The sequence below is a fragment of the Stenotrophomonas sp. 22LJNL06-5-1 genome (assembly GCF_056861455.1).
The window spans coordinates 1,001,122-1,026,160 of sequence record NZ_JBSPUE010000001.1 but is presented as its reverse complement, the minus strand read 5'-3'; the positions used below and the strand labels follow the sequence as shown (position 1 = coordinate 1,026,160).

Below are 25,039 nucleotides of genomic sequence, written 5' to 3'. Positions count from 1 at the left end.
CGGTTTATCCGCGTCAAAGGTCGTTAAGGCCGCGCTGGTAGACTTCCGCACCTTCGATGGCGCCGTGCGTCGGCGCCCCTCAGGAAACAACATGTCCAACGCTACTTCCCAGGATCGCGCCCTGGCCCTGGCTACCCTGGCCATCCACGGTGGCCAGTCGCCCGACCCCAGCACCGGCGCGGTGATGCCGCCGATCTACGCCACCTCGACCTATGCGCAGTCCAGCCCGGGCGAGCATCAGGGCTTCGAGTACTCGCGTACCCACAACCCGACCCGCTTCGCCTATGAGCGTTGCGTGGCGTCGCTGGAAGGCGGTACCCGTGGCTTCGCCTTCGCTTCGGGCATGGCGGCCAGCTCGACCGTGATCGAGCTGCTGGACGCCGGCAGCCACGTGGTGGCGATGGACGATATCTACGGCGGCAGCTTCCGCCTGTTCGAGCGCGTGCGTCGCCGCACCGCCGGGCTGGACTTCAGCTTCGTCGACCTGACCGATCTGGCCGCGTTCGAGGCCGCCATCACGTCGAAGACGAAGATGGTCTGGATCGAGACCCCGACCAACCCGATGCTGAAGATCGTCGACATCGCTGCGGTCGCTGCCATCGCCAAGCGCCATGGCCTGATCGTGGTGGTCGACAACACCTTCGCCTCGCCGATGCTGCAGCGTCCGCTGGAGCTGGGCGCGGACCTGGTGCTGCATTCGGCCACCAAGTACCTCAACGGCCATTCGGACATGGTCGGTGGCATGGCCGTGGTCGGCGACAACGCCGAACTGGCCGAGCAGATGGCCTTCCTGCAGAACTCGGTGGGTGGCGTACAGGGCCCGTTCGACAGCTTCCTAGCCCTGCGTGGCCTGAAGACCCTGCCGCTGCGCATGAAGGCGCACTGCGCCAACGCGCTGGCCCTGGCGCAGTGGCTGGAGAAGCACCCGGCCGTGGAAAAGGTGATCTACCCGGGCCTGCCGTCGCACCCGCAGCATGAGCTGGCCGGCAAGCAGATGGCCGGTTACGGTGGCATCGTCTCGATCGTGCTGAAGGGCGGTTTCGAGGCGGCCAAGCGCTTCTGCGAGAAGACCGAACTGTTCACCCTGGCCGAATCGCTCGGCGGCGTGGAAAGCCTGGTGAACCACCCGGCGGTGATGACGCATGCCTCGATCCCGGTTGCGCGGCGGGAACAGTTGGGCATCAGCGACGCGCTGGTAAGGCTGAGCGTGGGTGTTGAAGAGTTGGGGGATCTGCAGGTGGATCTGGAACGGGCGCTGGTGCAGCAGGCCGGCTGATGGGAATCCTCTCGGTTTTCGGCAAGCATCGTTCGCTGACGTTCGAACTGAGCCAGCGCGAAGTGCTGGGCCGCTATCGTGGCGCCAGTTTCGGCCTGCTGTGGTCGTTGATCAGCCCATTCCTGATGCTGCTGGTCTACACCCTGGCCTTCGGCTTCGTGATGAAAGGCCGCTGGCCGGGATCGACAGGATCGACCACCGACTTCGCCCTGATCCTGTTCGCGGGACTGACCGTGCACGGGTTCTTCGCTGAGTGCTTCACCCGTGCGCCGCAGCTGATCGTAGCCAATACCGGCTACGTGAAGCGTGTGGTGTTCCCGCTGGACATCCTGGTGTGGAGCATGACCTTCTCGGCGCTGTTCCACCTGTTGATGAACATGGTGGTGCTGCTGCTGCTGCAGCTGGCGATCAAGGGCAGTATCCCGGCCACGGCCATCCTGCTGCCGGTGGTGGTCATCCCGCTGGTGATCCTCACCGCTGGCGTGGGCTGGATCGTCTCGTCGCTGGGCGTATACCTGCGTGATATTGGCCAGTTCGCCGGGGTGATGGCGGCGGCGATGCTGTTCCTGTCCTCCGCCATCGTGCCGGTTGAATCGGTGCCGGAAAGCTATCGCATCGTGTTCGAGCTGAATCCCCTGACTTTCATCATCGACCAGGTACGCGAAGTGGTGATCTGGGGCCGCCTGCCCGACTGGGCCGGCCTTGGTGTCTACACCCTGATCGCGTGTGCGGTGGCTCTGCTGGGCCATCGCATGTTCAACAAGCTGCGCGTGGGGTTTGCCGATGTCCTCTGAGCTGACCGACGGCGACATCGTCATCGACGTGCAGGGCGTGGGCAAGTCGTACCACATGTACGAACGTCCCTCGCACCGCCTGTTGCAGGCCCTGGCCGGCAAGCGCAAATCCTTCTACAAGGATTTCTGGGCGCTGCGTGGCGTCAGTTTCTCGATCCGCCGCGGGCAGACGGTGGGTATTGTCGGTCGCAACGGCTCGGGCAAGTCCACCCTGCTGCAGATGATCGCCGGCACCCTCAACCCGACCGAAGGGCGCATCACAGTCAAAGGGCGGGTCGCGGCCCTGCTTGAACTGGGTAGCGGCTTCAATCCGGAATTCACCGGGCGCGAGAATGTGTACCTGAATGCCACGATCCTCGGCCTGACCCGGCCGCAGATCGAAGCGCGCATGGACAGCATCCTGGCTTTCGCCGACATCGGTGAATTCATCGACCAGCCGGTGCGCAGCTACTCCAGCGGCATGTCGGTGCGCCTGGCCTTTGCCGTGATTGCTCATGTCGATGCCGACATCCTGATCATCGACGAGGCACTGGCCGTAGGTGACGCCTTCTTCTCGCAGAAGTGCATGCGCTTCCTGCGCGAGTTCCAGAAAAACGGAACGCTGCTGTTCGTCAGCCATGACGCGGCCGCGGTGACCAATCTGTGCGAAAGCGCTGTGTGGCTGCAGCACGGCCAGATGCGCCTGTCGGGCACGTCGCAGGAAGTGATCGAAGCGTACATGACCGAGCAGCACGTGGTAGGCCGTCGCGAGGCGGGCGCGGACGACGTGGTGGTCGAAAAGAAACAAAGACGCCTGGCCACCGATGCGCCGGACTTCCGCCTTGAGGCGCTGCAGGCCGCTGGTGCCAGCAACCGCATCGCGTTGTTCCAGTTCGATCCGGACAATGTCGGGCAGGAATTTGGTGCCCAGGGTGCGCGCATCGTTGATGTGGCGCTGAACGATGAGGAGGGGGCGCCGCTGGGCATGGCCGAGGGCGGCGAACTGGTCCGCCTGCGCATCCGTGTCGAGCTGATGCAGGCGCTGGACAGCGTGATCGTCGGCTTCTACGTCAAGGATCGCCTGGGGCAGCGCCTGTTCGGCGACAACAGCTACTTCGCCTGCAAGGACAGCCCCGTGGGCGGCCAGGCGGGTGAAAGCATCGTAGCCTCGTTCCTGTTCCGCATGCCGGTGATGCCGTCCGGTTCCTACATGATCGATGCTGCGGTGGCCTCCGGCGACCAGCACGATCACACCCAGCAGCACTGGATCCACGACGCGCTGGAGTTCCGCGCGATCGACGAGACGATGCGCTTCGGCCTGGTGGGCCTGCCCATGCTGGCCATCGATATCACCAAGGAATCCTGATGATCGAGTTCACCGGCGAACGTTTCGTCCCCACCGAACAGGGTGTCATCCGCCAGGAGCACCTGCACCGGTACGCGTGGTGCCTGCCCCTGGTGGAAGGCAAGGACGTGCTGGATGTGGCCAGCGGTGAAGGCTATGGCAGCGCGATGCTGGCCAGCCGCGCGCGTTCGGTCAGGGGCGTGGACATTTCCCATGATGCCGTTGCACACGCTGCGGAGCGCTACGCCGACCGCACCAACCTGCAGTACCTGCAGGGGTCGGCTGCAGCGATTCCGCTGCCGGACGCCAGTGTTGACGTCGTGATCTCGTTCGAGACGATCGAACACCTGTACGAGCAGGAAGAGATGATGTCCGAGATCCGCCGCGTGCTGCGGCCGGATGGCGTGATGATCATGTCCTCCCCGAACAAGGAGGTCTACTCCGACCGCGCTGGCTACCACAACGAGTACCACGTGAAGGAGCTGTACCTGGGCGAGTTCCAGGCATTGGTCTCGCGGCATTTTCCTGCCTCGCGCCTGTGCGGGCACCGCATGTCGGTCTGTTCGACCATCACGCTGCTCGATGATGGCCCGGCACAGCCGGTGTACCAGGCGTTGACCGATACCGGCGAAGGCGTGCAGGAGCGTGCTGCCGTCATTCCCGATGCGGTCTACTTCGTGGTTGTGGCGGCGGCCGATGCCTCGCTGTTGCCGCAGTTGCCCGCGTCCATCCTGTATACCGAAGCCGAAGACCTCTACGCCCATCATCATGAAGTCGCGCGCTGGGCGCAGGCACAGGATGCTGAAATCGGTGAGCTGCGCGGCCATGTGGTACGCGAGCAGGGCGTGGTGGCAGAGCTGCATGGCCAGCTTGATGCGGCGCGCGAGCAGCAGCAAGCGCAGCAGGATGCACTGGCTGGCGAGAAGGCCAGGGCCGAACGTCTGGAAAAGGCGATGGCCGAAATCTGGGATGCGCGCACGCATCTGCAGCAGCAGATCAATGCCGTCTCCGGCTTGACCGATGCCGCGCGCAGCGCCCTGCAGCAGCAGCATGCGCAGATCGAGCAGCTGATGCAGCGTTCCGGGGTCACCCAGCCGGCGGCAGGAGGATTGGTCGCAGGGGGAGAGTCGCAGGACGTCTCAGCGGTACTGGAGTCGTATCGTGCCGAGCTTGAGTCACTGCAGGCCCTGACCGCCTCGCTGATCGCCTCCCGCTCCTGGCGCATCACCAAGCCGATCCGCTTGGCGGGCCGCGTGCTGCGAGGCGAGTGGCACGCGGTGTTGCAGTCATTACGCAACTCCGGATTGGCTCGCCATCCCTTGATGAAGCCCTTCGTTCCGATGGCCAAGCGCATGCTGCTGAGCCAGGCAGCAGCGGTTCCTGCACCGCTGGATGGGCTGCTGCTGGAAGAAGTACGCCGCGACCCGCAGTCGGTGCAACAGAGCCTGTGTTTTGCCGATGTCGTGGATCCGGTCGTCAGCATCGTCATACCCACCTACGGCAACTACGAGCAGAGCCTGGCCTGCGTGGCCTCGATCGCACGCGTGGGTGCACGCGTATCGTTCGAGGTACTGGTACTGGAGGATGCTTCCGGTGATGCGCGGATCGATGCACTGGGCAGCATTCCGGGCCTGCGCTATCACGTCAATCCGGAGAACCTCGGTTTCCTGCGCTCCTGCAACCAGGCGTTGACGCTGGCCAAGGGCCGTTACGTCTACCTGCTCAACAACGACACCGAAGTGCGGCCGGGCTGGCTGGATGCTTTGGTGGACGTTTTCCAGTCGCATCCGGATGCCGGCCTGGTGGGCTCCAAACTGGTCTACCCGGATGGCCGCCTGCAGGAAGCAGGTGGCATCGTCTGGTCAGATGGCAGCGCGTGGAATTTCGGGCGCCTGCAGGATCCATCCCTGCCGGCCTATGGCTATCTGAAGGAAGCAGATTACATCTCCGGTGCCTCGATCATGCTGCCGCTACAGCTGTTCCAGGAGCTCGGTGGCTTCGACGAGCATTTTGCGCCGGCCTACTACGAAGACACCGACATCGCCTTCCGTGTGCGCGAGCGTGGGTTGAAGGTCTACATGCAGCCGGCATCGGTCGTGGTGCATTACGAGGGCGTGTCCAGCGGCACCGATGAGAGCAGTGGAGTCAAGGCGTGGCAGGCGGTCAACCGCGACAAGTTCCTCGCGCGCTGGATGCCGATCCTGGAGCAGGGCCAGTTCGCCAATGGCGAACATGTGTTCCTCGCACGGGACCGTTCGCGCAACAAGCGCCACGTGCTGGTAGTGGACCACTATATTCCGCAGCCTGACCGTGATGCCGGCTCGCGCGCGACCTGCCAGGTGATGCATACCCTGCTGGAAGAGGGATGCCAGGTAACCTTCTGGCCCGCCAATGCCTACTACGATGACCAGTACGCGCCGCCACTGCAGCGCAAGGGCATCGAAGTGATGTATGGGGTCGGCTGTGTTGGCGCGGCTGGGTTCGAGGCCTGGATGGCCGCCAATGGCCAGTATCTGGACGTGGTGATTCTCAACCGGCCGCATGTGTCGGCTGAGCTGGTAGCCAGCGTACGCCGCCATAGCCGGGCCACTGTCATCTATTACGGGCACGACATCCATCACCTGCGCATGCAGCAGCAGTTGCAGCTGCAGCCGGACGACGATCTGGCGCGTGAGGCCGCGCGCTTCCGTGATTTCGAGTACACCCTCTGGCAGCAGGCGGACGTGGTGCTGTATCCATCCACGGACGAAACCACCCATGTACGTGCGTGGCTGGCCAGCCATGCGCCATCGGCCGGGACCCGCGCCGAGACCATTCCGTTGTACGCCTATGAGCCTGTTGCCGATGCCGATGTGCCGGGCCCTGAGCAGCGCCGCGACATCCTGTTCGTGGCCGGCTTCGCGCATGCGCCCAATGTGGACGCCGCTCAGTGGTTTGTCAGCGACGTGTTGCCCCGGGTACAGGCACAGGTACCGTCGGTCCGGTTGAGCCTGGTTGGCTCCAGCCCGCGTCCGGAAATCCAGGCGATGGCGTCTGAACGCATCGATGTGACCGGATACGTCAGTGACGAAGTCCTGGCCGGTTGGTACCGGCGCGCGCGCGTGGCGGTTGCACCGTTGCGTTTCGGCGGTGGGGTCAAGGGCAAGGTGCTGGAAAGCCTGCGCAATGGCCTGCCGTGCGTGACCACGCCGATTGGCATGCAGGGCCTGGGAGATGCAACGGCATTCATGCCCACCGCTGAGGACGCTGAAGGCATGGCCGCGCAGATTGTGTCGTTGCTCGGCGATGATGCGCGGTGGCAGCAGGTGTCTGATGGCGGCCGGGCATTTATTGCACAGCATTACTCCGATGACGCACTGCGGCGGATTCTGACCGCCGCTATTGCGGCACGCTGAGGCACCGTTCTGTCCCCGCCCGCATTGACGCTGGCGGGGACGTGGCCAATCGTCGGTCCTGCGGGGGGACGTGAACGCGGGCTTTACGCTGTGGTGCGCATGGGTAAGAATGCCTCGTTTCCGCCGCCCTCCGGTGGCGATCGGTAGGGAGCACTGCATGGGGATTCAATCGCGCGCGTTGCTGGCATGCGTGCTGGCGTTGGCCCTGACGGCCTGTTGTGACGAGGCTGGCCGCCGCCGCGCGGGAGCCGTCGGAACCACGTCCGAGGCGCCGGGCATGCAGGCTGCTGTCACCGACGCGTCCGTTGCCGGCATGAACCTGGTCCATGCCAGTGTTGCGGGCATGGTGGTCGAACCCAGGGTGCTCAAGCTGGATTGCAGCGGCGCGGCCGGAGCGTCCGCCGAAGTGCAGGTGGCGTGGAAGTCCGAGGTTCCGAATGCCGCCTTCGTGCAGATCACGGTTGGCAGCCTCACGCAGACACCCAAGGTCTGGGTGGAAGGTACGGCTGCGGGCACGGAGGCCACCGGACCATGGATCAATGACGGTTCGGTATTGACCTTCAGTGACGGCAACGGCAATACCCTTGCCACTGTTCGCGCGGTAGCCACCGCTTGCCCGTCCCGTTGATGGCATGCGGACCCTGCGTCCTCGTTTCCTGCCCATTGGAGCAGTTCCTTGAAAATGCCTGTGTTTGGATTCGGCGCAAGCCGGTTCGTGCTCGCGTCATTGGTCGCGGCGTCCCACTTGTGGTCGAACATGCCGCATGGATATGCAGCCTACGCGGTATGGGCATTCTTCGTGCTCAGCGGCTTCCTGATGACGCTGGTGTTGACCACCAAGTACGGCTTTGATCGCACCGGCCTGAAGGCGTATGCGTTCAACCGCTTCATGCGGATCTTCCCGCTGTATTGGCTGGCCGCGATCATGGGCCTGCTGACGCTCTGGTACTACGGCAGTGTCGGCATTGACCTGCGCCCGATCAATGGCGAGTTCCACATGCCTCGTGGCCTGCAGGACTGGGCCTACGTAGTCACGCTGTTCCCGGGCATTACCCGCGGAGGCCTGCCGGTTCCGGTGGCGAATGCGCTGGCCATTGAAGTGGGCTTCTATCTGTTGATGCCGATGATGGCAACCTCGCGTGGTGCAGCCGCACTTGGTGTGGTCATCGGCGCCCTTATCAATCTCAAGCTTGGCATCCATCAGGACAGCTTCGGTGAGCGTTACGCGACCTTCCTGCCTTGCCTGCTGCCGTTCGCGACCGGCGCCCTGGTCTGCCATTACCGTGAATCCCTGGCGCGAGTCCGCATGCCGGCCATCAGCTGCGCGGCCTGGTTGCTGCATGGAGCAGTCTGGTTCTTCGTGCCGAGCTGGCCGTGGGACTGGGGCCTGTATGCGTCCTTGTTGCTTTCGGCGTGGATGGTGGTGTCACTGCATCAGCAACGTGGCGGCAAGCTGGACAAGATGCTGGGCGATCTGAGCTATCCGATCTATCTGATCCACACCACGGTGGCAGCCTGGTTCGTCTGTGCCTGTGGATTTACCCGCCCGTTCACGACCTTCTTCCTGCCAGCGTTCGCGGCCACGGTCGCGCTGTCCTGGCTGATCGTCGTGTTGATCGATCGCCCCTTGTCGCGCCTGAAGCGCAAGCCGCCTGCGCACGTGGTTGAGGCGCGCTGAGAAAGGGCTGCGCCAGGAAGACTGAAGAAAGCCGGTGCGGTGAAGTCCGCACCGGCTTTTTTTCGGCCGGGGTTGTTGTGGCTCAGCGTCAGTGTGCCGTGGAGCTGCTTGTGCAAGAAGGCAGATCGAGCTGCTGCTGGGCCAGGACCCCTTGGCTGTCCGAGCGGACCAATGACAGTACCGAGTGATGGGGGAGCGCATGCTCCACGGTCAGTGCTGGCTCCGCCGGAGCGGTGCTGGCCAGCAGCGTGCGTTGTGCACCGATCGAATCGACCCACAACTGGGCGCCGAACGGTGCCAGGTCATGGGTTTCAAAATGGATGCGAACCGGTTGCGTTGCGGAGGTGCCACCGGCGCAGCTTCCGGAAAGCGGCTCTGCCAGCAGCGAGGCATTGACCGGCGCACCAGCGATTCGATGATCGAAGCGCTGCTCCTGTACTGCCCCAGGGCCAAAACCCGGCACCGTTGCCAGTGACGGATACAGGCGGTTCCGGATCTGGAAGCGGTTGGAGAAGATGTTCAGCTGCTTGTCCACCAGCAGCGAAATCAACTTGACCCGCTCTTCCTCGGGGTAACCGCACACCGTCATGATGTCGGGGCAGGCGGTTGGCGGCGTGTGCGGATCGGTGGCCAGGCGCTGCATGGCCAGGGCGGTGTTCTGCCAGTAGGGGATCAGGTAATGCGGCAGTTTCCAGTTGTAGCGCGATGCCTGCCACTGCACGGCCAGCAGGCCGGCGATCAGCAGCAGGATGGCGCCCTGCTCGACGAACCGGGCCTTGGGTGATGTGCGCGCCGAAGCCGGCGCGGACGCGGATGCACCGGAACGGGTCAGCCGGTAGTGGAACATCACCGCGATGGCGACCAGATTGATCTGATAGGACATCACATAACGGGGCTGATGCAGGTAGTTCCAATCGAATGCCGGCACGCGGCTGAGGATGATGCCGGCGGTCAGTGCATACGCGACCAGCATCAGGAATGTGGCCATCGCCAGTGTCCGGTTGTAGGTACGCCTCCGCCAGGCGCCGAATACGGTCACCCAGAAGAACACCTGCAGGGCCAGAACGGCTCCGGCGCAGACCAGGACCGCTGTCTGCGTGGCCTTGGGGAATCGAGCCGACAACAGTTCCAGATGGATCAGGCCGTCCGAGAACGGAATCAGCAATCCTTTCAGCGCATCGGCGGTCAACAGTGATTCGGCAAGGCCACGGCTGGGCAGCATGGTGGCGCCCGTGCCTGCCCGCATGGCAACCCACCACAGGAAACCCCGGACCAGGATCAGGGCGACCACCGCAGCAACGAGGGCGATTGCCTTGTCACGCCGTGAGGCGATCAGCAGTGGCACGCAGGCGAGCGCGGTTGCGATCACCAGGACCAGCGCGATCTCGTCGGTACACAGCCCCAGCAACAGCGTGGCAGCAAACACGAGCCACGGGCGGGCCTGCTGCAGTTGGGTCATCACCAGCGAGAAATACAACGCGCCCAGCAGCAGTGGGATGTATCCAAGCGTTGCCAGCGGCCAGGTGAAGATATTGGAGCTGTTGAGCGACAGGCCCAGCGCGAAGACCAGGCCGATGCACAACCAGGCGTAGGCATTGCGCATCGGGCTGGCCAGTGCGTGGCGTGGCATTTCACGTGCCACGGCACAGCACCAGGCGATACCGATGAGGATGCCGATCAGGCCTTCAACACGGAAGTCCATGTCGAAGTACTTGGTGTGGAACAGGAGTACCAGTTTCTGCAGCGGTTGTGCATGGTCGCCCACGCCGCGCTGCATGAACAGGTCCAGGAAAGTCAGCGAGCCGTCGAAGTAGCGCGGCAGGAAACTTTCCAGGAAATACCAGGCATCGGACTGCACCAGCGGTGTAGCAACAGCATCACTGAACAACAGCGCGTTGCAGGAGGCGGCGATTGCAAGCAGCACGCCGAACGCGCGCAGCATGAACGCGAGCGACCCGATGCCAGGCCGGGTCAGCGGCCTGGCGGGTGCCTTGTGGGCCTCACTCATGCGTACTGCCTCAGTGCCGCGTCGGCTGCCTCCATGACCGCGTCCAGTTGCGGTTCCACGCCAATCCATAGCGGCATGCGCACCAGCCGCTGGCTGATGTCATCGGTCACGGTCATCGGCGAGCCGGTGCGACCGTAGGTCGTGCCCGCCGGCGAGGAGTGCAGGGGGATGTAGTGGAATACGGTCTGCACGCCCCGCGCCTTCATCTCCTGGATGAACTGGCTGCGAGCTTCCAATGACGGCAGCAGCATGTAGTACATGTGCGCATTGTGGCTGCAGTGCGCTGGAATCGTCGGACGGGTCAGGCGCCCTTCTGCTTCGTGCGCGGCCGCCCACTGGTGGTAGCGCTCCCAGATAGCAAGGCGGCGCTGGGTGATGTCCTCGGCCGAGTCCATCTGCGCAGCCAGGAATGCAGCGGTGATCTCACCGGGCAGGAAGGAAGAACCTACATCCACCCAGGTGTACTTGTCGACCTGCCCACGGAAGAAGCGGCTGCGGTTGGTGCCCTTCTCGCGGATGATCTCGGCACGCTCGGCATGCTTGCGGTCGCGGCACAGCAGCGCGCCACCTTCGCCGGAAATGATGTTCTTGGTCTCGTGGAAGCTCAGTGCGCCGAGATCGCCGATGGTGCCCAGCGGGCGCCCCTTGTAGGTGGACATGATGCCTTGCGCGGCGTCTTCCACCACTGCCAGGCCGTGGCGTGCCGCAATGTCCAGAATTGCATCCATTTCGCATGAGACGCCGGCGTAGTGCACTACGCAGATGGCCTTGGTGCGAGGCGTGATTGCCGCTTCGATCAGGGTCTCGTCGATGTTCAGCGTGTCGGCGCGGATGTCCACGAACACCGGCACCGCGCCACGAAGCACGAATGCGTTGGAGGTGGAAACGAACGTGTAGGACGGCATGATCACTTCGTCGCCCGGAACCAGGTCCAGCAGCAGGGCCGCCATTTCCAGCGCAGCAGTGCACGAGTGCGTCAGCAGCGAAGCCTGCGCGCCGGTACGCTCGTTCAACCAGGCGTGGCACTGCTTGGTGAACGGGCCGTCGCCACTGAGATGACCATTGGCATGGGCGTGGGTGATGTTGACCAGCTCCTGGCCGGTCATGTACGGCTTGTTGAACGGAATCACTGCTGCTCCTGAACGTGACTGGGCCGCAGCTCAGCGCACGCATTCCATGATGTAGTGGGTGTAGGGTACGTAAAGCATATCGCCCCTGACCCGGCCCGATACCGCCGAGAATTCGGCTTCGGCCAAGGCCCGATAGGCGTCGGGGGTGCGGATGCTCTGCCCGCGGTCACGGGCGATCAACGCGTGCGCGATGGCTGATTGGCCTTCGACATAGGCACCGTCAAGGGAGATGAAGCGGCCGCCTGGCTTGAGCGCCGCGCGCGCGGTACGCATCAGCGCACGGGCGCGGTCGTCGTCGAGGTGGTGGAGGATGCCGATGGCCAGTACCAGATCGGCCTGCTGCTGCTCGCCCCCGGCCAGCTGGTAGTCGGCCACGTCCATGCACTCAAAGCGTGCACGTCCATCAAAGCGCCGGCGGGCTGCCTGGATGTAGGCTTCGGAGAGATCGAAGCCGACGTAGTGCAGGCCATCGGGCATCTGGCTGAAAAGCTCACCCGTGCCGCAGCCGATGTCCAGGATCCGGTCACCGGCACGGGGCCGTATGTGATCGCGGATCAGCCGGGCGCGGGAGCGGCGGGCCCCCAGCAGGTTCTGCAGCAGGTCGTAGACCGCTGGGTGTGATAGCACTGCGTGCAACCCATCGGTCTTCTGCGACATGGTTCAGGCTCCGGAGCGAGACAGGACGATGACGCCCAGGATGATCAAGGCGGTGCCGGCGATCTTATGCGAGTCGAAGGACTCGCGGAAGAGCCATACCGCAAGGGTTGCCACCAGTGGGAAACTCAATGCGGTGAAGGGATAGGCCTTGCTCAGCGGCATCCGGCCGATGGCCGCCATCCAGCACAGTGAAGCGCCGAAAGCCGCCGCGAAGGCGCTGATCACCCAGGGATTGAGCAGCAGGGTGATGACCGCGCGCGGGTTCAGGCCGTCGATGGTCGCCCCGGGATTGAGGCTGACCTGCCACTTCAGCATGAGCTGGCCGTAGACGGTCAGCAGGATGGTCAGGGCAATGAAAACGTAGCTCATCGGATCAGGTCGCAGGCAGGGTGATCTTGCGGGTAAGGACATCGAGCAGGTCGGTGCCGTCCCAGACCGGATGGAAGTCCAGGGCGCGGCCGAAGGGTACGACGCGGTCGATGGCACGATTGCGGAGGCCGCACAGGAAGCCGCGCAGGTCCGACGCCGTGAAGCCATGCTGGACAAGCGTCTGGTCGCGGTCGTCGAGCTGTGGCGCCAACGCATCCAGCGTAGGCAGCTCGATCTCCACCACCAGGCCGTGGCCAGACTGGATCTCGCGGATCCCGCCATCGGCACGCGAGGCCTCCAGGCGCAGCGGATACAGGCCGATGGCATCGGCGGAATGCACGCCATGCCCGGTGGCCGCCAGCAGGTTGGCATCGGTCACCCGGGCCATCAGCGCTGCGGGTTCGTCGTCCAGGCTGGCGGCCTGGGTGCGTACCGCCGGCCAGAAACGTGCCTTGGCCGCTGCGGTCTCTGCCTCGTCACCAACCCAGTACAGGGTGCGCGGCGAAGAGCAGGCCTGCTGGCCGAACCAGAGCACGTCGTTGCAGAAGCGATGGGCGAGTTCCTGCAGATCGGCATCGTTGGCTTCGACCAGCGTGCCTGCGCGCATGACCGCCACGCCGAACCGGTCCGGGAAGGCCAGCTCGAGAGCCAGTGGCGCGATCGGCAATGAACGGATCTTGGCGACCGTGGCGTCGCCGCCCCAGATGATGCGCGCATGGCAGTGACGGGAGATCGCCGTGGTGATCGCATCGTCATGCGGATACGTCAACAGTACCGCACGTTCCAGCACCTGCGGATGCAGGCCTTCATGCTGCATGTCATGCAGGATCGAGACCAGCGCATCGCGCTGGGTGCTCTGCTTCTGCGACAGGCGGGCCACATTGGTGTTGCCTGACAGCACCGACATCAGCCAGGCGTACGCGAACAGGACGTCCACGTTGGCCGGAGCAAGATGGAAGACCAGTCCGCGGGCCAGATCCAGCTCGGTCGGGCGCGTTCCGATGCGCTGCGAAAGCTGGTTGACCGCGGCGCCGCGGAACCAGTGGGCAAGGGTGGCCAGCTCGGGATGCTGGCGCAGCTGCGGCAGCGTGAATACGCGGCGGGAGAAATCTGCAACGAACTCGCGCAGTGGCGCGCTGAACGGCAGCAGCGGTGGCAGTGCCGACAGGCGCGCCAGTTCCGCATCCAGCGTGGCGTCCGGGTGGATCGAGAAGAGCAGTCTGGTCATGCGTTGGGTACCGTGCGGGTATCGCTGCAGCCGCGGATTTCCACGTTCTTGATGCGGCCCAGCACGGCGAAGTGCTTGCCGGGGCGGCCGCAGGCGCAGTCGTCCTCGCCATGAATCACGCCAAGATCTTCGGTCAGCAGGCTGTGGCCGGGGTAGCTTTCGGGCAGCAGGCTCAGTACCTGGATCGCACCGGTGGTGCCATGTGGCACCGGATGCAGGTCCTGCAGGTCGCGAACGATCACGTCGGCGTAGGCCGGCGCGTGCAGGTGTCCATGTTCACATTCGAAGAAGATCGAGCCGACCTGCTCGACCATGCCGTAGTAGTTGTGAACGCGTTCGATGCCAAAGGTCTGCGACAGTGCGGCCTTGTAGGCAATATTGTCGACCTTCTGCTCGTCCATTTTCTTCCAGCCGCCGCCGTGCACCAGCATGCTGCCGGCCGGGAAGCGGATCTGTCGGCCATCACGGCGTGCTGCCAGCAGGAACGACTGCCAGACGATGAAAGTGAAGCCGAACAGCAGCACCGGCTCATCTGGATGTGCCTGCAGCCATTGCTCCAGTGCAGTCCAGTCCGGTTGCAGGTCTTCGTCCAGCAGATACAGATGGTCACGGCCGAAATTGGAGAAGCCGAGGATGCCTGCGGCGCGCGCGTTGAAGCGGCTGCGATCACGCAGGAAGCTGGAGTCGTCGACCACCAGCATGCGCAGGCGCCTGCTGCCCGCGAAATGAGAGAAGATGCGGGTCAGTGCGCGGGTCTGCGCGCGCGCGGTGTCGGCATCGAGGAAGATGCGGGAAACCGCAGCGCCGGTGGTGCCACTGGACACCAGTGTGCGCGACACCTTGTCGTCGTCGATGCTCTTGAGGTCCAGCAGCTTGAACATGCGGACCGGTAACCACGGCACCTGCTCCAGACTGGCCGCATCGTCGGCCGGCCACAGGCCGTCGAGGATGCGTGCATACGGCGCGCACTGCGCTTGATGGTGGCGGGTCAGGCGATTGAGGCCTTCCAGCAGCCAGGAACGCTTCTGGCTGCGGTCCAGGCCGAAGACATCGACTTCCAGGGCAGCGGCCGCGTTGGCAGCCGGCGTGGCAGGCAGGGTCACCTTGCAGCTCCTTGTCCGGCCATCTGCCGGAGACTCTGGTAATCCACCTTGCCGCTGGCCATCAGGGGCAGCGCATCCAGATGGAGGGTACGGACGTGGCCACCGAACAGCTTGTAGCGTTCCTGCACCAGCTGGCGTACCTGCGCCTGCTCGGCGACCTGGGCACCGTGGCTGAAGGCCACCAGATCGTCATCGCTGCCCGAGCAGACGATCTGCTGGCTCAGCACTGCCGACAGCATGGCCTCGACTTCGTCGAGGTTGACCCGGTTGCCGGAGATCTTCAGGAAGCGCTTGGCGCGTCCGGTGATGTAATGGAAACCGTCCTCGTCGACGCGGGCCAGGTCACCGGTGTGCAGCACTCCCTTCAGCTCGTCACCCTTGGCCAGGTCGGCACGCGTGGTGGCATAGCCCATCATCACGTTGGGGCCGGAATAGACCAGTTCGCCGCTCGCTGCATCCACTTCCATGCGGCCTCCAGGAACCGGTACACCGATGCTGCCGACCTTGTCGATGATGCGTGCAGCCGGAACATAGCTGATGCGCGGAGAGGCCTCTGTCTGTCCGTACATCACGAAGAACTCCAGGCCATGGGCCTGGCTGGATTCGGCGAAATGGGCGACCAGTTCATCGCGCAGGCGGCCGCCGGCCTGGGTCAGCATGCGCAGGCTGGGCAGCTGCAGGCGAGCCAGACCCATGCGCCGCAGGATCTCGAAGGTGGCCGGAACGCCGGACAACGAAGTGATGCCGTGGCGACGGGCGCTGTCCCAGAACTCCCGGGTCATCAGGCTGTCCTCGCTCAGCACCACCGAGCCGCCAGCGGCGAGGTGGCTGTTGAGGATGGACATGCCGAAAGAATAAGCCAGTGGTAGCGTAGTGATCGCACGATCATCGGCACGCAGGCCCAGGTACTGGACAATGGCGTTGGCATTGGTGTCCAGACCCGCCGCGGACAATCGCACCAGCTTTGACGAGCCGGTACTGCCGGACGTACTCAGCAGTAGCGCCAGATCGGCGTGTGGTACTTCGTTGACCGGGCCCGCGCCGCGCAGATGCAAGGCCAGCGCCTGGCCCTGATGCACGGTCTGGTAGCCATCCGGCGCAGGACCCGTGGCGGCGACCCAGTCAGGCTGGTAATGCACCACCAGCGCTGCCAGCAGTTCCGGATCGGTGTCGGGTTGCAGTAGTAATGGAACCTGGCGCCCGCTGCGCAGAGCGCCCAGGTAAAGCGCCACGGCCTCGGTATGGCTGGGCATGCACAGCAGGCCCATGCCGCGTCCTTCGGGCAGCCGCGCGGCGTACTGGTCGGAAAGGTGGGCCAGCGACGCGAAGTCCAGCGTCTGCCCGCCATCGATCAGCGCGATCTGCGACCCGTGTTGTTCAAGGTTCCAGAACGGCATTCAGACCACCATTTGTCCGTCGATGCCAATTACCTGCCCGGTGACATAGGCGGAGGCATCACTGAGCAGGAAGCCGACCAGTTCGGCCACCTCTGCAGGGGTGCCGGCGCGTCCCATCGCAATCGACGCGACACGCTTGGCGTGCGCGGCCTCCGGCATGCCGCGCGTCATGTCGGTATCGATGAAGCCCGGCGAGACCGCGTTGACGCGGATGCCACGTGGGGCCAGTTCCTTGGAGGCCGAGCGGGTGGCGCCGACCAGTGCGGCCTTGCTGGCGGCGTACAGGCTGAGCCCGGCGGCACCGTTGACGCCCATGATCGAGACCAGATTGACGATGCTGCCCTTGCCGGCACGCGCCATCAGCCGCGAGGCGTACTGCATTGCCATCAGCGGTGCTTTGACGTTGACAGCCAGGACCTGGTCGATGTCCTCGGCACGGATCATGCCGAGCAGGCCTTCGTGCAGCACACCTGCATTGTTGACCAGCCCATCCAGCCGGCCGAAGCGGGCGAAGATCTGCTTGAACAGCCCCGCGATGGCATCGGCATCGGTCAGGTCGAGCGCGGCACAGAGCGCAGCCGGCGCACCCAGCGCCTGGATCTGTGCATCCAGCCCGGCCAGTGCCTCTCCATCGCGGGCCACCAGTACCAGCTGCGCCTGCCGCGAGGCCTGCTGCAAGGCGATCTCGCGACCGATGCCGCGCGATGATCCGGTGACCAGGATGACGGGTGCGGCGCCGGCCATGCTCAAACGGCTGCGCCGTGCTTGCGCAGGATTTCGCGCGCTTTGCCCACCGAGCTCATGTCGATCACTTCATCCATGTCGATCATCACGCCAAAGGCTTCTTCCAGTGCGGCGACCACCGACATATGGGCGATCGAATCCCACTGCGGGATGGTGTTGTAACGCAGATCGTCGCTCACGCTGTCGGCGGCGATGCCCAGCACGCGGGCGAATACGGCAACGACCTGATCTTCGGTAACGGTATCGTTCATAGGAATTTCCTGAACCCAAACAGGGTGCTGTTGAAGTGGAAGCCAAGCCGGGCATACAGATTGATGATGCCCGTATTCGCGGCGGAAACGAGGGTCGTGCAGTGCGGGATGCCACGCGCGCCCAACGACTCGAGCGCGGTGATCCACAACGGGAGGGCCAGCATGGCGTAAGGGCCTGAAGCGCCGGTCAACAGCAGTTCGCAGTTGCTGCGGTCTGCAGCAACCCGTTCGGCATGGAAGCCGATGACGCGGCCGCGCGATTCGGCCACGTAGGCCAGGCCCCCGGTAACCATGTCTTCGATCCAGTTGGCGGTGCGTAACGCGGCCCGCTGAGGATCGATGGCGGGATCTTCCAGGAAGCGGCCGTGCGCGAAGTCGCTGGCGGCAATCTGCCGCAGCTCGGTCACATCGCCAGCGGTCGCGGGACGCAGCGTCGGCAGCATGCCGCGCGGAACCTGAGGCAGGTTGGCGAAGCCGCTGCGCGAAACGGTCAATGAGGTCTCAACGAAGGCGAATCCGTGCTGGAGCAGGACCGCCTTGGCCACCGGTTGTGTGGCATCGATGCGGCCGAACAGGTAGTGCACCGAGTGGGTGGCGCACCAACGCTCGAGTTCGACCAGCAATGGCGCTGCATGTGCCGCGGTGACGACGTCCAGTGCGGTCACCTCTGCGGTGACGAAGCCCAGGGCGCGCTCGTCCCAGGGGGTCAGGCGCGCGGTGATCCGTCCTTCGCCGTTGTCGATGTGCAGGTTCATCGGGCTTCCTGTGCATCGTTCACCGCGTCGGCGACGATGTAGTACGGGCGCTTCTGCACATTGCGGAACACCTGGCCGACATACAGGCCGACGACGCCCAGGCAGAACATCACCAGGCCGCCGATCAGCCACACCGAGCCGATGATGGATGTGTAACCGGCCACTTCGATATCACCGTCCCACCAGCGCAGTAGGCTCAGCGCCACCAGCACGAAGGCGACCAGCGAACAGGCAATCCCGGTGCCGGCCACCATGCGCAGCGGCTTTTCCGAGTAGCCCAGCGCAATGTTGGTCGACAGGGTGAGCAGCTTGCGCAGGGTGTACGAGGTTTCGCCCACGGTACGGGCCTGGTGCTGGACCGGCAGCTTGCCGGTACGGAAGCCGGCCCACTTGACCATCAACGGGAACGAACGGTCGCGTTCGGGCATCCTGCATACCGCATTGATGACCTTGCGATGGTAGATGCCGAAGTTGGCCGTGCTGGGGTCCTGCGGTACGCCGGTGAGCCAACCCAGCAGACCGAAAAAGGCCCACGAAGACAACCGCTTGAGCGCTTTGTCCTGACGTTCCAGGCGTTGTGCGAACACAACATCGAGTTGTTCTTCGTTGGCCTTGCGGTACAACGCGGGAATTTCGCGGGGAACGTCCTGCAGGTCGCAGTCCATCACTACCGTCCAACGACCACGTGTGTGTTCTATGCCGGCCGAAATGGCCGAATGCTGGCCAAAGTTGCGCGACAGGCGCAGGCCGCGCAGCCAGGGCCGGGTAGCGGCCAGTTCGGCGATCCGGGCCCAGGCGCCGTCGGGGCTGGCGTCGTCGACCAGGATCATTTCAAAGCTGACGCCCAGTGCTGCGATCGCGGCCTCGACCTGGTCCACGAGATCTTCCAGGCATCCCTGGCAGCCATAGACAGGCGCCACGACCGAGATTTCCAGTGGGAGTTCTCCACCACACGGCGGAGAGGGCGTCGCTTCTGTCATGGCGTAGAGGGATCCTTGGGCGCCCTGCCTCGGCACGTGAATGTCCCCATCTCGGCCGCTGACGCGATGCACGGGCATTGGCGTGCCCCGGCATCCGCCCGCGCGACGATCAGTGGCGGCAGTCGCCGATTATAGCTTTACCGGCTGTCCCACACCGTTGACGCCTCATCTTTGCCCGACAGGCGCCGGGGCCGCGCGTTCAGGTACCGCACAGCTGTGTCAGTGGTTGGCCTCAAGCTGGATGGTGCCCAGTTTCACGGCGGTCTGCCCCGGGCAGGCGATCGATACCTGCAATGCGGCTGGCTTGGCGAACAGCGCGGGATCGCTGAAGGCCGCAGTGACCAGCAGATTCCCATACGCGCTGGCACCGGTGGCGGTGCCGATACGCACCTGCGGCTGACCCTGCAGCTGCTTCATGGTGATCCACACACCGCTGCTGCCGTCGGGCTGCAGATTGAAGCCCTGTGCTGCGGTGCCCGTACGCGGGCCCCATTGGTCAACGCTGAAGCTGCACGCGTCGGCGGCCGTAGGCGGAGCCGGTTGCGGGCCGGGGGAAACGTCGAACATGCCCACCTGCACCGGCGGCTGGCCGGGGCAGGTCAGGGTGACCGGCGTCGGGCCGGCAAGGCCGGCGATGGCGGCGGGGGCGAAGGCGGCTGTCAGCAGCTGTTCGCCCGCGTTGGCCTCACCGACGACAGTGCCCAGTTTCACCTGGGGCGTGCCGCGCAGATGCTTCATCGCAAACCACATGGCGCTGGAGCCGTCGGGCTGCAGGTTGAATCCCTGTCCCGGCATGGCCTGCTGCGGGCCCCACTGTTCGACCTCGAACTCACAGTCGGCATGCCGTGCTTCCAGCGCCATCGGAACCAGGCGGGGTACGCTCAACGCCTCGGCATGCTGCGCGCGCAGGTAGTGGCCATTACCGAGGACGATGTCCTGGCGCAGGGCGCGCAACTGGTCGAACTGCTTCCAGGCGGCATTGCAGGTAGGGGTGCGCGGTGCACTGTCGCGGCCGGCGCAGTCGGTCCAGCTGCCGTCGTTGCCGGCAAGCAGGTGCCCACGGAACGGGCGCAGTGTCATCGGGCCACGCTGGGCCGACTGTGGCAGCAGGGCCGCGTTGCCCAGCAGCTGGCCGATCAGGCCGGGCAGTTCGTACATCGGTATGTCAGTGCCCGTGCGCAGGGCACCGCGGCTGCCGTCGAGGATCAACAGCGGTGTGCGGCTGATGCCGACCCGGCGCCGGGTTGCCGGGTTGTCGAAGGCTGACTTGTCAGCACTGTTCACGGCGGTGTAGGGGTCCGGATCAACGTCGAGCGATGGCGAGTGATCGCCGAAGGCAATGATCAGCGCGTCCGGATCGCGGGCCAGGATGGCTTCGGCCCAGTCCATGAACGCCTTGGTGGTGTAGGCCACTGCATTGGCGTAGGCCTGCAGCACCGGCGCATCGGCCGGGCTGATCGTCACCAGATCGGGGCGGCGTTCGGTATTGCGCACAAACCCCCAGTGCGAGGACAGAGACACCAGGTAATTGAACAGCGGGCCCTCGGCCCGATTCTCATCCAGATACTGCAGGTTCTGCCGGAAGAACGAACCATCGGCCAGCAGCCCACCTTCCAGATCATCCAGTTCGAAAGCGCTGATCGGTCGATACAGATCGAAGCCGGCATTGTCGTAGGCGCGTACCCGGTTCCAGTTGCTGGCGAGGTTGGCGTGGCTGGCCACCGTGCGGTAACCCAAGCGCGCCAGCATTGCAGGCAGGCACGGCGAGGGATTGCGCATCAGATTGACGAACGCGACCGAGTTGCGCGGGGCGGGCAGGCCACACAGCGCTTCGAATTCGGCGTTGGCGGTCGCGCCGCCCATTTCCGGGGACAGCACGTACGGCCGCCCGGCGCTTTCCCACAATTCCAGGAAGCGTGGGTCGAGCGGGCTGCGGGAGCTGCGGTAGCGGTCCAGGAGGGTGATGTCCCAGACGCTTTCGAGCAGCACGACGTGTACGTTGCGATGCACGTCGATACTGCCCGGGCGCCATGCCTGCAGCGCCAGCGCATCGATCTCGGCGGCGCTGGGAACCTTGCGGATGTCCTCGCGCATCACCCGCCAGTCTTCAAGCAGGTACAGCAGCGGCCCGCGTATCTGCAGCAGACTGATCTGATCTTCGCGGCCCGGCAGTTCCACGATCTCGCCATTGGGCATCTTCAGTTCTTCGATTCCCACCGGCAGCAGGGTCTGGGAAATCGGGCGCAGCAGGTCGGCCGTGGTGGCCAGCAGGGCGACAAAGGCGGTTGTCGCGGCCAGCGTCAGCAGGCTGCGCCAGCGCGGACGGAGGCTGGCCAGCGGCAGCAGGACAGCCACGGCAATGAGGACCGTCGCCAGCAGCAGGGGGCGACCAGACAGGGTGGCAAGCAGGGTTGGTAGCGCCTGGGCATCTGCAATGGACAGCGGGACGTGCAGCATTGCCACCTTGGCGGCGTTGCCGACCAGCAGCAGGCTGGCCAGCCCGGCCGCCAGCGCCGCACCCCACCAGCGGTTGCGCAGGCCAGGGCCCAGCAACCACAGCGCACACCCCAGAAGCAGCCCGGTGGCAGTGATCGCTCTGGCGCCGTAGGTGAATCCGAAGCCGATCCACGCCACCGCGGCCATTATCCCACAGGCCAACAGCGCAATCGGCAGGTACGTCCACGAGGCCGCCAGGTCCTTGGCAAACAAACGGGCAGCCGCCCCTGCTCCTGATTTCATCAAATATGACAAGCGCGTGAAAACGCACACATTCTGGTCAGCAACGCAGCGCTGGGTAACCCCACGCGCGTACCGCTATGTACCAAACCTTGTCGCGCGCGGTGCGGCACAGGCACAACAACGCCGCCGGCGCGAGTGCAACGCCGGCCAGGGAATGCATGGAATACCTGCAGGCCTTGCAACCTGCAGGTATCAGGCGCGGATCAGCCCAGCGCGGCTTCCAGTTCCGGCAGGATCGCAAACAGATCCCCCACCAGGCCGATATCCGCAATTTCGAAGATCGGCGCATCGCCGTCCTTGTTGATTGCGACAATCGTGCCGGCATCCTTGATGCCGGTCAGATGCTGGATGGCACCACTGATGCCAACGGCCACATACAGCTCCGGCGCGATGATCTTGCCCGTCTGGCCGACCTGCAGGTCGCTGGGCACGTAACCGGCATCGACCGCCGCACGCGAGGCACCGACGGCGGCACCCAGCTTGTCGGCCAGCTGGAAGATGACCTTGAAGTTCTCTTCCGAACCGACACCACGGCCACCGGAGACCACGCGCTTGGCGCTCTGCAGGTCCGGGCGGTCGCTGGCACCTGCGGCCAGGCCGACGAAGCGGGTGTGGGTCGGCAGGGCAGCGTCAACGCTGGCTGCTTCAACGGCGGCATTGCCATCCTGGGCGGCTTCCGGCCACGAGGCGGCACGCACGGTGGCGACCACGATCTGGTCGGCCGGGGCTTCCACGGTGATGATCGCGTTGCCGGCGTAGATCGGGCGCTTGAAGGTGTGGCTGCCTTCAACGCTCATCAGGTCGGAGACCTGGTTGACGCCGAGCAGGGCGGCCACGCACGGCATCAGGTCCTTGCCGAAGGTGGTCGACGGGCCGAACACGTGGGTGTAGCCCGTGGCCAGCTGCGCGATCTGCGGCGCCAGCACCTGGGCGATGGCCTGCGCGTTGGCAGCGTTGGCGACGGTCAGGACCTTGGCGACGCCAGCGATCTTCGCGGCCTCAGCGGCAACGGCGGCCGGATCGGCGGCCAGCACCACCACGTCGATGCTGGCACCGCTGATGGCGGCAGCGGCACTGACGGTCTTGGCGGTGGCGGCGTTGAGCTTGCCGTCGTGGTGCTCGGCGATGACGAGAATCTTGCTCATTACAGCAGCCCCTTCTGCTTGAGTGCGGCAACCAGTTCGGCCGCGTCCTTGACCATCACACCCTTGCTGCGCTTGGACGGCGCGGCGTACTGGGTGGTCTTGAAGGTGTCGGCAGCTTCAACGCCGAGGTCGGCCAGCTGCAGGGTCTCCAGCGGCTTGGCCTTGGCCTTCATGATGTCCGGCAGCTTGATGAAGCGCGGCTCGTTCAGGCGCAGGTCGGTGGTGACCACCGCCGGCAGGTCCACTTCCAGCGTTTCCAGGCCGGCGTCGACCTCGCGGGTCACTGTGGCCTTGCCATCGGCAATCTCGAGCTTGCTGGCGAAGGTGGCCTGCGGGCGGCCCCAGATCGTGGCCAGCATCTGGCCGGTCTGGTTGGCGTCGTCGTCAATGGCCTGCTTGCCGAGGATCACCAGGTCCGGCTGTTCCTTCTCGATCAGCTTGAGCAGGGTGCGCGACGCGGTCAGCGGCTGGATGGCCTGGTCGGTTACGACATGGATGGCGCGGTTGGCGCCCATGGCCAGGCCGTTACGCAGGTGCGCCTGGGCGTCGGCCGGGGCGATGGTGGCAACCACGACTTCGCTGGCGATGCCCTTGTCGCGCAGGCGCAGGGCTTCTTCCAGGGCGATTTCATCGAAGGGGTTGGGGGACAGCTTGACGCCGTCGGTGACCACGCCGGAACCGTCCGGCTTGACCTGAATGCGGACGTTGTAGTCCACCACGCGCTTGTACGCGACGAGGATTTTCATCTGGTACGGGGTCCTTCAGTAACAGGGAGAACGTCCGGTCCTGGAACAGCAACCGGTTCGGGGGTGGGACCCCGATTCTAGCTGGCTTGATGGGACCATGCGAATGCGTATGGTCCTTCGCATCACCTGCTGCGCCGCAGCAATCCAGTCGAGCGGGGTTCACCTGCGTGATCGCCCGATGCGGGAAGCCCGTTGTATCCTTCAACGTTGCATTGTCGCGGCCATGAAGGCCCGACCCACGAATCACCATCAGGAGAACAGGTAGTGCCCACATGGCTTGTCACCGGCGGCGCCGGATTCATTGGCGGTAACTTCGTTCTTGAAGCCGTCGCCCGCGGCATCAAGGTCGTCAACCTCGACGTGCTGACCTACGCCGGCAACCTGAAGACCCTGTCCAGCCTGGACGGCAACCCGGATCACGTATTCGTGCAGGGCGACATCGGCGACCGTGATCTGGTCACCCGCCTGCTGGCCGAGCATCAGCCTGACGCTGTGCTGAATTTCGCCGCCGAGAGCCACGTGGACCGCTCCATCGACGGCCCGGGCGCTTTCATCCAGACCAACGTGGTGGGCACTCTGGGCCTGCTGGAAGCGGTCCGTGACTACTGGAAGGCGCTGCCGGCAGAACAGGGCGCGGCCTTCCGCTTCCTGCACGTGTCCACCGACGAGGTGTACGGCACCCTGGGCGAGACCGGCAAGTTCAGCGAAACCACTCCGTATGCGCCCAATTCGCCGTACTCGGCGTCGAAGGCCGCGTCGGACCATCTGGTGCGTGCGTTCCACCACACCTACGGGTTGCCGGTGCTGACCACCAACTGCTCCAACAACTACGGCCCGTACCACTTCCCCGAGAAGCTGATCCCGCTGGTGATCGCCAAGGCGCTGGCCGGCGAGCCGCTGCCGGTGTATGGCGACGGCAAGCAGGTGCGCGACTGGCTGTTCGTGTCCGATCACTGCGAGGCGATCCGCACCGTGCTGGCCAAGGGCCAAGTGGGCGAGACCTACAACGTGGGCGGCAACTCGGAAAAGCAGAACATCGAAGTGGTGCAGGCGATCTGTGCACTGCTGGACCAGCGCCGCCCACGTGCGGATGGCCAGCCGCGCAGCAGTCAGATCACCTACGTCACCGATCGCCCCGGCCACGACCGCCGCTACGCGATCGATGCCTCCAAGCTGAAGAACGACCTGGGCTGGGAGCCGGCCTACACCTTTGAGCAGGGCATCACCTTCACCGTCGACTGGTACCTGGACAACCAGGAGTGGGTCAATGGCGTGCTCGACGGCAGCTACCGCCTGCAGCGCATCGGCACTGCCGCCTGA

21 protein-coding genes are annotated in these 25,039 nt (G+C 64.8%); 7 read left to right on the top strand and 14 right to left on the bottom strand.

Translation table 11 applies throughout. From position 1 onward, the window contains the following. The first annotated feature begins 91 nt into the window (after window positions 1–91). The 6 genes from AC13GF_RS04770 (at window position 92) to AC13GF_RS04745 (ending at window position 8,467) form a co-directional block, all read left to right on the top strand. Window positions 92–1,276: a cystathionine gamma-synthase gene (locus tag AC13GF_RS04770; RefSeq protein ID WP_483003506.1), complete on the top strand. Its 1,185-nt coding sequence runs from the start codon at window positions 92–94 to the stop codon at window positions 1,274–1,276. After that, a complete protein-coding gene (locus AC13GF_RS04765; RefSeq protein WP_010480643.1) occupies window positions 1,276–2,070 on the top strand; it encodes an ABC transporter permease in 795 nt (264 codons plus the stop codon). Before AC13GF_RS04770 ends, AC13GF_RS04765 begins: the two co-directional genes overlap by 1 nt. Beyond that, a complete protein-coding gene (locus AC13GF_RS04760) occupies window positions 2,060–3,415 on the top strand; it encodes an ABC transporter ATP-binding protein (protein WP_483003503.1) in 1,356 nt (451 codons plus the stop codon). The genes AC13GF_RS04765 and AC13GF_RS04760 overlap by 11 nt, the downstream gene beginning before the upstream one ends. Continuing rightward, a complete protein-coding gene (locus tag AC13GF_RS04755) occupies window positions 3,415–6,789 on the top strand; it encodes a glycosyltransferase (RefSeq protein ID WP_483003501.1) in 3,375 nt (1,124 codons plus the stop codon). Before AC13GF_RS04760 ends, AC13GF_RS04755 begins: the two co-directional genes overlap by 1 nt. Window positions 6,790–6,946: 157 nt before the next feature. Further along, window positions 6,947–7,417 carry a hypothetical protein gene (locus AC13GF_RS04750; RefSeq protein ID WP_279914825.1) on the top strand — a complete coding sequence of 157 codons (471 nt, stop codon included), beginning with the start codon at window positions 6,947–6,949 and terminating at the stop codon, window positions 7,415–7,417. Window positions 7,418–7,471: 54 nt separating this feature from the next. Next, window positions 7,472–8,467 carry an acyltransferase family protein gene (locus tag AC13GF_RS04745; RefSeq protein WP_343236706.1) on the top strand — a complete coding sequence of 332 codons (996 nt, stop codon included), beginning with the start codon at window positions 7,472–7,474 and terminating at the stop codon, window positions 8,465–8,467. Between the two features lie 88 nt (window positions 8,468–8,555). On the opposite strand, the gene AC13GF_RS04740 is transcribed toward AC13GF_RS04745, so the two are convergent. From AC13GF_RS04740 to AC13GF_RS04675, 14 genes are all read right to left on the bottom strand, one after another. Continuing rightward, window positions 8,556–10,475, bottom strand: a complete 1,920-nt coding sequence (locus tag AC13GF_RS04740) for a hypothetical protein (RefSeq protein ID WP_483003499.1) — start codon at window positions 10,473–10,475, stop codon at window positions 8,556–8,558. Next, window positions 10,472–11,605, bottom strand: a complete 1,134-nt coding sequence (gene rffA, locus AC13GF_RS04735) for a dTDP-4-amino-4,6-dideoxygalactose transaminase (protein WP_483003497.1) — start codon at window positions 11,603–11,605, stop codon at window positions 10,472–10,474. Before rffA ends, AC13GF_RS04740 begins: the two co-directional genes overlap by 4 nt. A gap of 30 nt (window positions 11,606–11,635) precedes the next feature. Next, window positions 11,636–12,262 carry a class I SAM-dependent methyltransferase gene (locus AC13GF_RS04730; protein WP_171953801.1) on the bottom strand — a complete coding sequence of 209 codons (627 nt, stop codon included), beginning with the start codon at window positions 12,260–12,262 and terminating at the stop codon, window positions 11,636–11,638. Between the two features lie 3 nt (window positions 12,263–12,265). Beyond that, window positions 12,266–12,631: an EamA family transporter gene (locus AC13GF_RS04725; RefSeq protein ID WP_010480655.1), complete on the bottom strand. Its 366-nt coding sequence runs from the start codon at window positions 12,629–12,631 to the stop codon at window positions 12,266–12,268. Between the two features lie 4 nt (window positions 12,632–12,635). Continuing rightward, window positions 12,636–13,859: an acyl-CoA reductase gene (locus tag AC13GF_RS04720; RefSeq protein WP_171953802.1), complete on the bottom strand. Its 1,224-nt coding sequence runs from the start codon at window positions 13,857–13,859 to the stop codon at window positions 12,636–12,638. Further along, window positions 13,856–14,962: a LuxE/PaaK family acyltransferase gene (locus AC13GF_RS04715; protein WP_483003494.1), complete on the bottom strand. Its 1,107-nt coding sequence runs from the start codon at window positions 14,960–14,962 to the stop codon at window positions 13,856–13,858. Before AC13GF_RS04715 ends, AC13GF_RS04720 begins: the two co-directional genes overlap by 4 nt. Then, window positions 14,959–16,359 (bottom strand): AMP-binding protein, encoded by a 1,401-nt coding sequence (locus AC13GF_RS04710; protein WP_171953804.1) that lies wholly within the window; start codon window positions 16,357–16,359, stop codon window positions 14,959–14,961. Before AC13GF_RS04710 ends, AC13GF_RS04715 begins: the two co-directional genes overlap by 4 nt. Next, complete coding sequence (locus tag AC13GF_RS04705) at window positions 16,360–17,103, bottom strand: SDR family NAD(P)-dependent oxidoreductase (RefSeq protein WP_171953805.1); 744 nt, start codon at window positions 17,101–17,103, stop codon at window positions 16,360–16,362. Window positions 17,104–17,105: 2 nt separating this feature from the next. Further along, a complete protein-coding gene (locus AC13GF_RS04700; RefSeq protein ID WP_010480664.1) occupies window positions 17,106–17,354 on the bottom strand; it encodes an acyl carrier protein in 249 nt (82 codons plus the stop codon). Beyond that, entirely contained in the window at window positions 17,351–18,109 is a 759-nt protein-coding gene (locus AC13GF_RS04695; protein ID WP_483003491.1) for a GNAT family N-acetyltransferase, read from the bottom strand. Before AC13GF_RS04695 ends, AC13GF_RS04700 begins: the two co-directional genes overlap by 4 nt. After that, window positions 18,106–19,089 (bottom strand): glycosyltransferase family 2 protein, encoded by a 984-nt coding sequence (locus AC13GF_RS04690; RefSeq protein ID WP_483003489.1) that lies wholly within the window; start codon window positions 19,087–19,089, stop codon window positions 18,106–18,108. Before AC13GF_RS04690 ends, AC13GF_RS04695 begins: the two co-directional genes overlap by 4 nt. Before the next feature lie 219 nt (window positions 19,090–19,308). Then, a complete protein-coding gene (locus AC13GF_RS04685; RefSeq protein WP_483003487.1) occupies window positions 19,309–21,828 on the bottom strand; it encodes an LTA synthase family protein in 2,520 nt (839 codons plus the stop codon). A 203-nt stretch (window positions 21,829–22,031) separates the two neighbouring features. Then, window positions 22,032–22,973, bottom strand: coding sequence for an electron transfer flavoprotein subunit alpha/FixB family protein (locus AC13GF_RS04680; RefSeq protein WP_483003485.1), 942 nt, complete (start codon window positions 22,971–22,973; stop codon window positions 22,032–22,034). Continuing rightward, on the bottom strand, window positions 22,973–23,719 hold the full coding sequence (locus AC13GF_RS04675; protein WP_171953810.1) for an electron transfer flavoprotein subunit beta/FixA family protein: 747 nt from the start codon (window positions 23,717–23,719) through the stop codon (window positions 22,973–22,975). The genes AC13GF_RS04680 and AC13GF_RS04675 overlap by 1 nt, the downstream gene beginning before the upstream one ends. A gap of 264 nt (window positions 23,720–23,983) precedes the next feature. Here AC13GF_RS04675 and rfbB point away from each other — a divergent pair, with 264 nt between their 5' ends. After that, window positions 23,984–25,039, top strand: a complete 1,056-nt coding sequence (rfbB, locus tag AC13GF_RS04670; RefSeq protein WP_180865377.1) for a dTDP-glucose 4,6-dehydratase — start codon at window positions 23,984–23,986, stop codon at window positions 25,037–25,039.